This is a genomic window from Serratia sp. CY33802 (assembly GCF_052169095.1).
GTDB classification, from domain to species: domain Bacteria; phylum Pseudomonadota; class Gammaproteobacteria; order Enterobacterales; family Enterobacteriaceae; genus Serratia; species Serratia bockelmannii.
Window position 1 is genome coordinate 1,268,276 of record NZ_JBJNLL010000002.1, and the last position, 12,924, is coordinate 1,281,199.

The 12,924-nt window shown below is 61.1% G+C and carries 9 protein-coding genes; 4 read left to right on the forward strand and 5 right to left on the reverse strand.

Annotated elements, in window-relative coordinates; all coding sequences use genetic code 11:
• Nucleotides 1–197 precede the first annotated feature (197 nt).
• The gene (locus ACJ8HA_RS12695) at nucleotides 198–1,454 is read left to right on the forward strand and encodes a mechanosensitive ion channel family protein (RefSeq protein WP_442515358.1); all 1,257 of its coding nucleotides are present in this window, start codon (nucleotides 198–200) and stop codon (nucleotides 1,452–1,454) included.
• A gap of 132 nt (nucleotides 1,455–1,586) precedes the next feature.
• Nucleotides 1,587–1,850: a hypothetical protein gene (locus ACJ8HA_RS12700; RefSeq protein ID WP_049206206.1), complete on the forward strand. Its 264-nt coding sequence runs from the start codon at nucleotides 1,587–1,589 to the stop codon at nucleotides 1,848–1,850.
• A 32-nt stretch (nucleotides 1,851–1,882) separates the two neighbouring features.
• Here the strand turns inward: ACJ8HA_RS12700 and proY are convergent, their stop codons facing one another.
• From proY to phoB, 5 genes are all read right to left on the reverse strand, one after another.
• On the reverse strand, nucleotides 1,883–3,289 hold the full coding sequence (gene proY, locus ACJ8HA_RS12705) for a proline-specific permease ProY (RefSeq protein WP_025301743.1): 1,407 nt from the start codon (nucleotides 3,287–3,289) through the stop codon (nucleotides 1,883–1,885).
• Nucleotides 3,290–3,362: 73 nt separating this feature from the next.
• A complete protein-coding gene (gene brnQ / locus ACJ8HA_RS12710) occupies nucleotides 3,363–4,679 on the reverse strand; it encodes a branched-chain amino acid transport system II carrier protein (RefSeq protein WP_025301742.1) in 1,317 nt (438 codons plus the stop codon).
• A gap of 485 nt (nucleotides 4,680–5,164) precedes the next feature.
• Nucleotides 5,165–6,127, reverse strand: a complete 963-nt coding sequence (locus ACJ8HA_RS12715) for a PstS family phosphate ABC transporter substrate-binding protein (protein ID WP_049206207.1) — start codon at nucleotides 6,125–6,127, stop codon at nucleotides 5,165–5,167.
• 14 nt (nucleotides 6,128–6,141) lie between these two features.
• Nucleotides 6,142–7,458 carry a phosphate regulon sensor histidine kinase PhoR gene (gene phoR, locus ACJ8HA_RS12720; RefSeq protein WP_025301740.1) on the reverse strand — a complete coding sequence of 439 codons (1,317 nt, stop codon included), beginning with the start codon at nucleotides 7,456–7,458 and terminating at the stop codon, nucleotides 6,142–6,144.
• Nucleotides 7,459–7,482: 24 nt separating this feature from the next.
• Nucleotides 7,483–8,172: a phosphate response regulator transcription factor PhoB gene (phoB, locus tag ACJ8HA_RS12725; RefSeq protein ID WP_004940438.1), complete on the reverse strand. Its 690-nt coding sequence runs from the start codon at nucleotides 8,170–8,172 to the stop codon at nucleotides 7,483–7,485.
• Nucleotides 8,173–8,387: 215 nt separating this feature from the next.
• On the opposite strand from phoB, the gene sbcD reads away from it, so the two are divergent.
• Both sbcD and sbcC read left to right on the forward strand, forming a co-directional pair.
• On the forward strand, nucleotides 8,388–9,620 hold the full coding sequence (gene sbcD, locus ACJ8HA_RS12730) for an exonuclease subunit SbcD (RefSeq protein WP_025301739.1): 1,233 nt from the start codon (nucleotides 8,388–8,390) through the stop codon (nucleotides 9,618–9,620).
• The gene (gene sbcC / locus ACJ8HA_RS12735; RefSeq protein ID WP_197827855.1) at nucleotides 9,617–12,868 is read left to right on the forward strand and encodes an exonuclease subunit SbcC; all 3,252 of its coding nucleotides are present in this window, start codon (nucleotides 9,617–9,619) and stop codon (nucleotides 12,866–12,868) included. Before sbcD ends, sbcC begins: the two co-directional genes overlap by 4 nt.
• Nucleotides 12,869–12,924 lie beyond the last annotated feature (56 nt).

The window sequence follows — 12,924 nt, forward strand, 5'->3', positions numbered from 1 at the left end:
GAACAATGCCACGTTAAGTGCAACTCCCCCTCCTCTCTGGCCGCAAAACCCAGGGATGAGCCGGGGGGCGGAGACCGAAAAATAACGCTAACTCGATGTAAAAAAAGGTAAACAGGCACAAATCCTTCACGTTACCCCTTAGGCTAACGCGTTTTGAGCTTACAGGATATTTTTTGCGCATTTTTTAAGGAGCGGTAATGCAACAACAGATAACGCGCTGGCTGGAACAGTTTGGTTTGGAATTCGGCGGAGTGATGTCGCTGTTGATGGTATTGGGGTTGATTGTCCTGATCTCGGTGGTGATCCACCTGGTGCTGCACCGGGTGGTGTTGGCCGCCCTTCAGCGCCGCGGCCAGCAATCGCAGCGCGTCTGGCAGCAGGCCATCACCCAATACAAACTGTTCCAGCGCGTGGCGCTGCTGCTGCAAGGGGTGATCATCAGCATCCAGGCGACGCTGTGGCTGCAGAGCGGCAGCCAGACCCAGGCGGTGATCGTTACCGCCGCGCAGGTGTGGATCCTCGCCTTCACCCTGCTGTCGCTGTTCTCGTTGCTGGATACGCTGCTGGCGCTGCTGCGCCAAAGCCCGATCGCCAATCAGCTGCCGCTGCGCGGCATTTTCCAGGGCCTGAAACTGGTGGCGGCGATCCTGATCGGCATCATGATCGTCTCGCTGCTGATGGGCAAATCGCCGCTGCTGCTGCTCAGCGGCCTGGGTGCCATGACCGCGGTCTTGATGTTGGTGTTCAAGGATCCGATCCTCGGGCTGGTGGCCGGCATTCAGCTCTCCGCCAACGACATGCTGAAGATCGGCGACTGGCTGGAAATGCCGAAATACGGCGCCGACGGCGCGGTCACCGACATCGGCCTGACCACGGTCAAAGTGCGTAACTGGGACAACACCGTCACCACCATTCCCACCTACGCGCTGATCTCCGACTCGTTCAAAAACTGGCGGTCGATGTCGGAATCCGGCGGGCGCCGCATCAAGCGCAGCCTGAATATCGACACCGGCAGCGTGCACTTCCTGTCGGAAGAGGAACAGCGCAGCCTGCAGCGCAACCCGCTGCTGCACAGCTACCTGAACGTCAAGACCCAGGAGCTGAGCCAGCACAACCAGGAGATCGCCGTCGATCTGGCCTCGCCGCTCAACGGCCGCCGCCTGACCAACCTCGGCACGCTGCGCGCCTATCTGGAAGCCTATCTGCGCGCTCACCCGCGCATTCACCAGAATATGACGCTGATGGTGCGCCAGCTGGCGCCGACGCCGGAGGGCCTGCCGCTGGAAATCTACGCCTTCACCAACACCACGGTCTGGGCGGAGTACGAAAGCATTCAGGCGGATATTTTCGACCATCTCCTGGCGGTGATCGACGAGTTCGGCCTGCGCGTGCATCAAACGCCAACCGGCAACGACCTGCGCGGCATGCTGCGACAAAGCGCGAACGCTTCCTGACGTCGGCTGACGTAACTGTGTCTGCTGGTAATTATTCTCTTTCAATTGCCAGCAGATATCTCCATCCCCTTCTTTTCCCCGGCGAAAACGGCGTTAATGCGCCATCACCTTCACTACCGAGAGGGAAAGCCCTTGCTGAAACGGTTACGTCACCGGCTGTTTACCCTGCTGGCCACCCTGCTGTTTATCGGCTGCCTGCACAGCGCGTCGCTGGATGAAAGCCGCATGCCCCGCAATCTGCAACCTTCGCTGAGTGCGCTCAGCAGCAACCTGCAGGACATTCGCGAAGTGCTGGCGCGCTGCGCCGGCGAGGAGGAGGAAGAACGCCTTAACGGCGGCGACATGCGTATCGAAGCGCGCGCCGCCGGGGAGGATGAAGTGGAAGACCAACGCTAAAAAAACACCGGCCTTAGCCGGTGTTTTTCCATTTAGTCTTGCTGCGTCGCCAACGGCGCGCGTTTTTTCTGATGGTTGACCTTGAACCAGTATCCCGCCAGCAGCAATACCACCCAGACCAGGCCGGCGTACAGCGAGACGCGCGTGGTCGGGAAGTAGCCGATCAGGCCGATGATGAACACCAGGAACACGATCGCCACCACCGAGGTGAATACCCCACCGCGCAGTGGGAACGCCAGCTGTTTCACCTGCTCTTTGCTCAGGCTGCGGCGGAAGGCAATTTGCGAGAACAGGATCATGATCCACACCCACACGGTGGCGAAGGTCGCCAGGGAGGCGATCACCAGGAACACGCTCTCCGGCATGATGTAGTTGAGGTATACCGCCAGCAGCAGCGCCAACATCATCACCACTACCGTCACCCAAGGAATGCCGCGCTTCGACACCTTGCTGAACATCTTCGGCGCGTGGCCCTGTTCGGCCATGCCGTGCAGCATGCGGCCGACGCCGAACACGTCGCTGTTAATCGCCGACAGCGACGCGGTAATCACCACGAAGTTGAGGATGCCTGCCGCCACGGTGATGCCCATATGCTGGAAAGTCAGCACGAACGGGCTGCCGTTGGTACCCACCTGGTTCCACGGGTAGATAGACATAATGACGAACAGCGTGCCGACGTAGAACACCAGAATGCGCCACGGCACCGAGTTGATGGCTTTGGGTATCGATTTTTTCGGATCTTTGGCTTCGCCGGCGGTAATACCGATGATTTCAATGCCGCCGTAAGCGAACATCACCAGCTGCAGCGACAGGATCATGCCGATAAAGCCGTTGCTGAAGAAGCCGCCGTTCGACCACAGGTTATGAATACCGGTCGGTTGCCCGCCGTTGCCGATACCCCAGATGATGATGCCGATACCGGCCGCGATCATGATGATGATGGTGGCGACCTTGAAGAACGAGAACCAGAATTCCAGTTCGCCGAATACCTTGACGCTCATCAGGTTGATGGCGCCAATGATCAGCACCACGCTCAGCACCCAGATCCAGTGCGGCACTTCCGGGAACCAGACCCCCATATAGATGCCGAAGGCGGTCACGTCGGCGATGGCGACAATCAGGATTTCAAAGCAGTAAGTCCAGCCGGTGATGTAACCCGCCATCGGGCCGAGGTAGTCCTGCGCGTAGCGGGAAAATGAGCTGGCCTGCGGGTTGTTGACCGACATCTCCCCCAATGCGCGCATGATGATGAAGGCCACGATGCCGCCGATCAGGTAAGCCAGCAGCACGCTCGGGCCGGCCATTTTGATGGCGTCCGCCGAGCCGTAGAACAACCCGGTGCCGATGGCTGACCCCAACGCCATAAAGCGGATATGACGCGTGCTGAGGCCGCGTTTCAGCTTATTGTCGGGGACAGTGGTGGGTGACTGTTGTTGCATGAAAATGACCCATAGTTTTAAACGTAAAAAAGCCACGGACATGTCCGTGGCCCTAGATTAAGCCGGGGGATTATCAGTGCGCGGTCACTTGGGAACGCGTACACACCCGATCATAAATCGCGACCAGCGCCAGCATCAGCAGCGAAGGCGGCAACCATGCCAACCCCTGCTCCGCCAGCGGCAGGTGAGTGGTCCAGGCCGGCAGCAGCTGCTGGAAGCTGGACGCTTTCACCGCGTCAAGGATACCAAACAACAGGCTGACAAGCATCACCGGCGCGATGATGCGCGGCGCGCTGTGCCACCAACGCAGGGTGAAGCTCAGCACCACCAGCACGATGCACGGCGGGTAAATCGCGGTCAGCACCGGAATGGAGATCTGGATCAGGTGGCTCAGGCCGAGGTTGGACACCACCATCGAGAACAGGCCCAGGATAAACACCAGCGTCTTGTACGAGAACGGCAGATATTGCGCGAAGAACTCGGCGCAGGCGCAGGTCAGGCCTACCGCGGTCACCATGCAGGCGATGAAGATCAGCGCCGCCAGGAAGAAGCTGCCCAAACCGCCGAAGGTGTTCTGAACGTAAGCGTGCAGGATCACCGCGCCGTTGGTGGCGTCAGGCACCAGCGCGCCGCTGCCGGAGCCCAGCTTGAACAGGCTCAGGTAAACCAGCGTCAGGCCCACGCCGGCGATCAAACCGGCCAGAATGGTGTAACGAGTCAACAGACCGGCGTCTTTCACGCCGCGTGAACGCGCCGCGTTGACGATAACGATACCGAATACCAGCGCCCCCAGCGTATCCATGGTCAGATAGCCGTTAACGAAGCCAGAGGAGAAAGGCACGCTCTGGTAAGCCGCCGTCGCCGGGATCGGCGCGCCGGCAGGCCACAGCAGCGCGGCGATGCCCAGTACGGCCAGCGCCACGATCTTCAGCGGCGCCAGCACGTGGCCGACGGTATCGAGCAGACGGCCCGGATACAGGGAGATGCCGATCACTAGCGCGAAGTACACCAGGCTATAGATGAACAGCGGCATGGTGCCGTCGCCGGTCAGCGGGGCAATGCCCACTTCAAAGGATACGGTGGCGGTGCGCGGCGTGGCGAACAGCGGGCCGACGGCCAGGTAGCAGACGGTCGCCAGCAGCAGGCCGGCGCCGCGGCCGATCGGCGAACTGAGGGCGTCGATGCCGCCGCCGACGCGCGCCAACGCGATGACGGTGATGACCGGCAGACCCACGGCGGTGATCAGGAAGCCCAGCGCTGCGGTCCAGACGTGTTCACCGGACTGCAAGCCGACCATCGGCGGGAAGATGATGTTCCCGGCCCCAACGAATAAGGCAAAGGTCATGAAACCCAGTGCCAGGATATCTTTTGACGTTAAACGATGACTCATACGATGTCGTGTTGCCTGTTCAAATGAAAAAAAGGGTCCGATAGCGTGGTGGCGTAACGCCCCACCCGGTTGCCGGCATGCCCTAACGTTGCAGCGCCAAATAAGCACCCTAAACGCAGTCGATCCGGCGTTTATGTCCCTATTCGAAAGTGGCCGCTCATGAAGATGGGCGAAATTTTAGGAGTTATAAAAATGGAGGTTTAATCCGACAACGAGGGCTAAGGTAAACGTTTATAGCGCTTCAAGGCAAGACGCACGGCGAAAAGCAGAGCTATCGACCATATAAACTTTAGCCACCAGTCGATCATATTGGCTATCAATAAATATACACTACATGATTTGTATCATTTTTGAACAGCAGATTCACGAAACGTGAAGCATATATCACTTTACCGCGCGAAAACGCCAATATAAGCCCGATTTTCGCGTGGCACGAGCTTCGTTTGGCCGTGAAAAAAGGCGAAAATTACGTCGCATTTTGTCGGTTATTTCATCACGGCCGGCGCGAGCGGTGGCAACCCAAGCGCCTGACGGGTCTTCTGCAGGGCGCCCGGCGGCAGCGGCAGATAGCCGTCGTGATTGACCAGGCTCTGCCCGGCAGTCGACAGCACGCGGTCGAGGAACGCGGCGGTCAGCGGCTCCAGCGGTTGATTAGGGGCTTTGTTGATGTAGATATACAGATAGCGCGACAGCGGGTAGCGATCGTTGCGCACGTTGGCGGCGGTAGGCGCAACATAGTCCTCTCCCGACTCCGCCAACGGCAGCAGCCGCACGCCGCTGGCGCGAAAACCGATGCTGGCGTAGCCGATGCCGTTGAGCGAACCGGCCACCGCCTGCACCACCGAGGCTGAACCGGGCAGCTCATTGACGCGCGGCATAAAATCGCCGCCGCACAGCGCACGCAGTTTGAAATAGCCGTAGGTGCCGGACGCCGAGTTGCGGCCGAAACGCTGCAGCGAACGCGTCGCCCAGTCGCCACTCAGCCCCAGCTCGCCCCAGCGCGTCAGCGGTTTGCTTTCGCCGCAGCGCCGGGTGGCGGAGAAAATGCGATCGAGCTGCTGCAGATTGAGGCCGCGCAGCGGGTTGTCCTGATGCACCAACACCACCAGCGCATCCACCGCTACCGGCACCGCCAGCGGCGCATAGCCGTAACGGTGTTCGAACGCCGAAACCTCGGCGGCCTTCATCGGCCGGCTCATCGGGCCCAGCTGCGCGGCGCCCGCCGCCAACGCGGTCGGCGCGGTCGACGATCCGGCGGCCTGGATCTGCAGGTTAACGTTGGGATAATGCTGGCTGAAATCCTGCGCCCATAGCGCCATCAGATTCGCCAGGGTGTCGGAACCGACGCTGGACAGGTTGCCCGCCAGCATGCCGTCGGGCTGCGCCAGCGCGCCGCGCCCGGCCAGCAGCGCCAGGCAAAGCAACAGCCCTCGGGTTATTCGGGTCATACCGGTGTCTCGCGTTAATTTTTCACCGCATTCTCTGATAAAGCGGCGGGAACAATCAACCGATTGGGTAAGGTAAAGATAAAGCGGGTGCCGATCCCCGGTTCGCTGAGGATCTCCAGCCGCGCATCGTGATGGCTGAGCGCGTGTTTGACGATCGCCAGCCCCAGCCCGCTGCCGCCGGTCTGGCGCGAACGGGCCTTGTCGACGCGGTAAAAACGCTCGGTCAGGCGCGGCAGGTGCTCGGCGGCGATGCCCGGCCCGTTGTCGCTGACCTGGAACTGCGCGCCGTGCGCCGTCTGCTGCCAGCTCACTTCGATGTGGGTACCCTTCGGCGTGTGGTTGACCGCGTTGTACACCAGGTTAGACACCGCGCTGCGCAACTGATCTTCATTACCGAACACGTTGAGCTGCTCGTTAACCCGGAAGGTGATCTCGTGATTGCCGCCGCTCAGCGACTGCGCCTCGCGCTGCAACACCCGCAGCATCAGCGGGATATCCACGCGCTCGTTCATGTCGACATTGGGCGCCGCCTCGATGCGCGACAGTGTCAGCAACTGCTTGACCAGCCCGTCCATCCGGCGGGTCTGCTCTTGCATGGTGCCGAGCGCCTTGCTGCGCAGCGAACCATCCTGCTCTTCGTCACCCATCATCTCCAGGTAGCCCTGCAGCACCGTCAGCGGCGTGCGCAGCTCATGGCTGACGTTGGCGAAGAAGTTGCGCCGCGCGCCCTCCAGCTGGCGCATCTGGGTGACGTCGCGCGCCACCATCAGCAGTTGCCCTTCGGAATACGGCATCACGCGGAATTCGACGTAGTGTTCGTTGTTCAGCTGCAGTGTCAGCGGGCGTGAAAACTCCTGCTGTTGCAGATAGTGGCTGAATTCCGGATAGCGCAGCAGGTTGAGGATGTGCTGGCCGTTGTCTTCAGGCCAGCGGAAGCCGAGCAGATGCTGCGCCAGCCCGTTGCACCAGAAGATATTGCCCTCGACGGTGGTCATCACCACCGCGTCAGGCAACGATTCGGCCCCGCTGCGAAAACGCTTGATAAGCAGCGCCAGCTCGCGCCGGCGGCGGCGATTGCGCTGCTGCATCTGATACAGGCCATAGAACAGCGGTTCCCAGCTCCAGCGGCCGGGCGGCGGCGTCATGCTGCGGTCAATCCACAGCCAATGGGAGAGTTTGAGCTGGTTGTAGAAATTCCACACCAGCGCAGCCAGCGCGGAGGCCAGCAGGAACCAGGGCAGATAACCGAAAATCAGCCCCAGCAGTAAGGCGGGCAAACAAAAAAGAGCCAGCTCCAGAGCCAGCCTCTTCCACGACAGACGTTCTAACACGGCATATTCTCCAGCGCAGCGCGATCAGTAGCGCGTTGAGAACCGGTAGCCGGTGCCCCGAACGGTTTGAACCATTTTATCATGCCCACTGGTTTCTAACGCTTTGCGGAGCCGACGGATATGCACGTCAACGGTACGGTCTTCCACATAAACGTTAGTGCCCCAGACGTGATTAAGCAACTGCTCACGGCTATAAACCCGCTCCGGGTGGGTCATAAAGAAGTGCAGCAGCTTGAACTCGGTCGGCCCCATGTCCAACGCCTGATCGTTCGCCATCACGCGGTGGGAGGACGGGTCCAGGCTCAGGCCTTGCATTTCAATCACTTCTTCCACCGCCATCGGTGAAATGCGGCGCATGACCGCCTTGATGCGCGCCACCAGCTCCTTGGGCGAGAACGGCTTGGTAATGTAATCATCCGCCCCCACTTCCAGGCCGCGCACGCGGTCTTCCTCTTCCCCGCGCGCGGTCAGCATCATGACCGGAATATCGCGGGTCAGCGCTTCGCGCTTCATATGTTTGATAAACTGAATGCCGGAACCGCCGGGCAACATCCAGTCAAGCAACACCAAATCAGGGAACGGCTCAGACAGACGCGTCACGGCGCTGTCATAATCCTCGGCTTCCAACGGTTGGTAACCATTTTGTTCCAACACAAAGCACACCATCTCACGGATCGGCGCTTCGTCTTCCACCACCAGTATGCGTCTTGCCATCGTCAATCCTGCCAATGTGTTAGCGACTTTTCGGGCGCCATTATGCGTCAGTTTTGTGACACTTTTATGAAAAAAACCGGCTGTTATAGGCAGTAAGCATAGCGATTATTTCCCGCAGTAAAGAAAAATCATCCGGTTGTCATCATCATTGCGCCGGGACAGCCGCCGCCGCGGCCTTTATAATCATCGCCATTATCTTTGCATCCGGGAGTGTCATGCGCCTGATCCACACCTCTGACTGGCACCTTGGCCAGTACTTTTTCACCAAAAGCCGCGCCGCCGAGCACCAGGCTTTTCTGAACTGGCTGATCGAACAGATCGAACAGCAACAGGTGGATGCGCTGATCGTCGCCGGGGATCTGTTCGATACCGGCTCACCACCCAGCTATGCCCGCGAGCTGTACAACCGCTTCGTGGTGGAACTACAGCGCACCGGCTGCCAGTTGGTCGTGTTGGGCGGCAACCACGATTCGGTGGCGACGCTGAACGAATCGCGGGAACTGCTCTCCTGCCTGAACACCACGGTGATCGCGAGCGCGCAAGGCGCGGCCGAACAGCAGATCGTGGTGCTTAACCAGCGCGACGGCCAGCCGGGCGCGGTGCTGTGCGCCATCCCGTTCCTACGGCCGCGCGATCTGCTTACCAGCCGCGCCGGCGAATCCGGCGCGCAGAAACAGCAGGCGCTGCAGGAAGCCATCGCCGAACATTATCAGACGCTGTATCAGGCGGCCTGCGAGCGCCGCGACCAGCTGGGCTTGCCGCTGCCGATCGTCGCCACCGGCCACCTGACCACCGTCGGCGTCACCACCTCCGACTCGGTGCGCGACATCTATATCGGCACTCTGGACGCCTTCCCGGCGCAGGCCTTCCCGCCCGCCGATTACATCGCGCTCGGCCACATTCACCGCGCGCAGAACGTCGCCAAGTCAGAGCATATTCGCTATAGCGGCTCACCGATCCCGCTCAGCTTCGATGAGCTGGGCAAAGCCAAAAGCGTCTTCCTGGTCGATTTCGCCGACGGAGCCCTCCAGCAGGTAGATGCGTTAACGATCCCGCAGTTCCAGCCCATGCAGCTGATCAAAGGGGATCTGGCCGAGATCGAACGGCAGCTGCAGCAATTTGCCGACTATGCCGGCGAGCTGCCGGTGTGGCTGGATATCGAAGTGGCGACGCAGGACTACCTCAGCGATATTCAGCGCCGCATCCAACTGATGGCGGATGAGCTGCCGGTGGAAGTGGTGCTGTTGCGGCGCAGCAAAGAGCAGCGCCGCCAGGCAATCGCGCAGCAGGATAAGGAAACGCTGAACGAACTGAGCGTCAACGAGGTGTTCGAACGGCGCCTGGCGCAGGAGGCCGACATGCCCGAAGCACGCCAACGGCGGATGCACCAACTGTTCCGCCAGGTGGTCGATGCGGTGCAGCACAATCCTGAGGAGACCAACCCATGAAGATCCTCAGCCTGCGGTTAAAAAACCTCAACTCGCTGCAGGGCGAATGGAAAATTGACTTCACCGCCGAGCCGTTCGCCAGCAACGGCCTGTTCGCCATTACCGGCCCGACCGGTGCGGGCAAAACCACCCTGCTGGACGCCATTTGCCTGGCGCTGTACCACCAGACGCCGCGCCTCAACGTCACGCCGAGCCAGAATGAACTGATGACCCGCCACACCGCCGAATCGCTGGCGGAGGTCGAATTCGAGGTCAAGGGCGTCGGCTATCGCGCCTTCTGGAGCCAGCGCCGCGCCAAGAATGCGCCGGACGGCAATCTGCAGGCGCCGAAGGTCGAATTGGCGCGCCGCGAGGACGGCAAGATCCTGGCGGACAAGGTGCGCGACAAGCTGGAGCTTACCGCAACCATCACCGGGCTGGACTTTGGCCGCTTCACCAAATCGATGATGCTGTCTCAGGGGCAGTTCGCCGCCTTCCTCAATGCCGATGCCAACGATCGCGCCGAACTGCTGGAAGAGCTGACCGGCACCGAAATCTATGGGCGACTGTCCGAACAGGTGTTCGAGTCGCACAAGCAGGCCAAAACCGACCTGGATGGGTTACACCAACGCGCCAGCGGCATCGAACTGCTGAACGACGAGCAGCGCCAGTCTCTGACCGAACAGCTGACGGCGCTGAGCGCGCAGGAAATCGCCCTCGGCGAGCAAACCCAGCGACAGCAACAGGCGCTGAGCTGGCTGCAGCAATGGCAACGCCTCCGGCAACAGCAAGGCGAGGGTCAACGGCGGCTGGAAACCGCCCAGCGCGAGCAGGCGGAGGCCGCCCCGCAGCTGCAGCAGCTGGCGCTCAGCGAACCGGCCGAGAAATTGCGGCCGCTGCGCGGCGAACGCGATCGCTGCCGCGCCGAACTGCAGACGATACAACAGCAGGCAGCCCAGCTGACGCAGCAACAGGAACAGCACTCGGCGCAGCTGGCGCCGCTGCAGCAGGCGGTGGAAAAAGCCCGCCTGGCGCAGCAAACCCATGCCGAGTATATGCAGCAGCAGCAACAGCTGATCGATGAGCAAGTCGCTCCGCTCGACCACCAAATAGCCCAACTGCAGTCGACACAGGCCGAGCGACGACAGGCCGCCGATGCCGCCGCGCAGCAGTGTGCCCAGCAGCAAACTACGCTGGAGCAGCTCACCGTTCAGCGCAGCCAGCTGACGGCACAGAGCGCACAGCATCAGCAGCAGTTGAACGCGCTGAACGAAGCGCTGGCCGTTCAACAGCAACAGCAGCAGGCGCTGGAGGCGAAAACGCCGCTGGCCCCGCTGCGCCAGCGCCTGAGCGCCCTGGCGGATCTGCGCCCGACGCGCCAGCAGCTGTTTACTCTATCCTCTTTGTCGCAGCAAATCGTTAAACGGCTGGAACAACAGCGGCAAGAGCTAAACATCGGTCAACATGAACTGACCCAGTTGGAGCCACAGCTAGAACTCATCCGTCAGCAATTTAAGCAGCAGAAAGCACACCAGGCCGATGTTGAAAAAACCTATGCGCTGGAACAACGGATCGTGGGTCTGGAGGCCGAGCGCGCCCGTTTGCAACCCGGCGCCCCCTGCCCGCTGTGCGGCTCATGCGAGCACCCGGCGGTAGAACAATATCAAGAGGTAAAACTGTCAGAAACTGCGCAACGTCTGGAGCAAATGAAAGTCCAGACCGAAGCATTGCAAAAACAAGGCGTCGAGCTGCGAGCCCGTTACGACAACCTGCAACAGCAGTTGCAGCGCCAACAGCAAACCATCGCGCAGGATGAACAGCAGTTGGCTGCCCAACAGCAGCAGTGGCAGCAGCTCAGCGCACCGCTGGCGTTCGACTTTACGCTGGCGGAGAGCGAGCGACTCAGCGCCTGGCTGAGCGGTTGCGACGATGAAGAGCGGCGCGGGCAGCACGCGCTGCAGCAGCATGAACAGGCGGCGCAGGCAGTACAACAGGCAAAAGACGCGCTCGCCGCTCTGCAAACGCAGCAGCAGCAGGCGCAGCAACAGCTGGCGCTGCTCGAAGAGCGCTTTACGCTGCTGCAGAAAACCTATGCCGACAGCCTGCAACAGCAGCAAGACCTGCAACAACGCTGGCAGGAAGGCGAGAAAACTCTCGCAGAGCGGCGCGCGCAGCGGCTGGCGCTGTTCGGCGAACAGCGGGTCGCCGAGGTACGGGAACAGCTGCGCGCCAAACAAACCGCCTGTGAACAGGCCAGCTTACAGGCCGCCGAGCAGTGGCAAAAGGCGCAGGAACTGCGCGAGCGCCTGACCGGCCAGCAGGCCGGGTTACAACAACAGCACACCCAGATGCAGGAGCGGCTGCAGCAGGCGCAGCAGCAGTGGCAGCAGGCGCTGGCCGACAGCGAATTCGCTGATGAAACCGCCTTCACCGCCGCGCTGCTGGACGACACACTGCGCCGCGAATTGCAGCAGCGTAGAGAGCAACTGCAACAGCGGCAGGTAGAGGCCGCGGCCCTGCTGACGCAGGCGACGCAAACGCTGGAGCAGCATCGGCTGAACCGCCCTGAGGGGGTGGATGAAGCCAACACGGATCTCGACGCGCTCACCCAATCGCTGGCCGAGTTGGCACAGCAGTTGAAAACGTTGCAGCTGCGCCAGGGTGAACTGCGCAACCAGTTGGAAAGCGACGCCGCCCGTCGCCTTAATCAGCAGGCGCTGTTCGAGCAGATCGCCCGCAGTCAGCAAGACTACGACGACTGGAGCTACCTCAACCAGCTGATCGGCTCGAAAGAAGGCGACAAGTTCCGCCGCTTCGCTCAGGGGTTAACGCTCGATCATCTGGTCTATCTGGCTAACCAGCAACTCGGCCGGCTGCATGGGCGCTACCTGCTTCAGCGCAAAACCAGCGATGCGCTGGAGCTGCAGGTGGTGGACACCTGGCAGGCGGACGCGCTGCGCGATACCCGCACCCTGTCCGGCGGTGAGAGCTTCCTGGTCAGCCTGGCGCTGGCGCTGGCGTTGTCCGATCTGGTCAGCCACAAAACCAGCATCGACTCGCTGTTCCTCGACGAAGGCTTCGGCACGCTAGACGCCGAAACCCTCGATACCGCGCTGGATGCGCTGGACAGCCTGAATGCCTCCGGCAAAACCATCGGCGTGATCAGCCACGTCGAGGCGATGAAAGAACGTATTCCGGTGCAGATCAAGGTGAAAAAGGTCAACGGGCTCGGCGTCAGCCGGCTGGAGGCGCATTTCAGGCTGGAATGATCCCGCGGCGCGCGGCGCAGAAGTGTGACCGCGGCGGCACTCCGCAGTGAAAAGCG

Coding starts and splice junctions, on each gene's coding strand:
- proY (WP_025301743.1), bottom strand. CDS start 3,289: ATGCAACAACAGTCACCCACCACTGTCCCCGACAATAAGCTGAAACGC.
- sbcD (WP_025301739.1), top strand. CDS start 8,388: ATGCGCCTGATCCACACCTCTGACTGGCACCTTGGCCAGTACTTTTTC.
- ACJ8HA_RS12695 (WP_442515358.1), top strand. CDS start 198: ATGCAACAACAGATAACGCGCTGGCTGGAACAGTTTGGTTTGGAATTC.
- sbcC (WP_197827855.1), top strand. CDS start 9,617: ATGAAGATCCTCAGCCTGCGGTTAAAAAACCTCAACTCGCTGCAGGGC.
- brnQ (WP_025301742.1), bottom strand. CDS start 4,679: ATGAGTCATCGTTTAACGTCAAAAGATATCCTGGCACTGGGTTTCATG.
- ACJ8HA_RS12715 (WP_049206207.1), bottom strand. CDS start 6,127: ATGACCCGAATAACCCGAGGGCTGTTGCTTTGCCTGGCGCTGCTGGCC.
- phoB (WP_004940438.1), bottom strand. CDS start 8,172: ATGGCAAGACGCATACTGGTGGTGGAAGACGAAGCGCCGATCCGTGAG.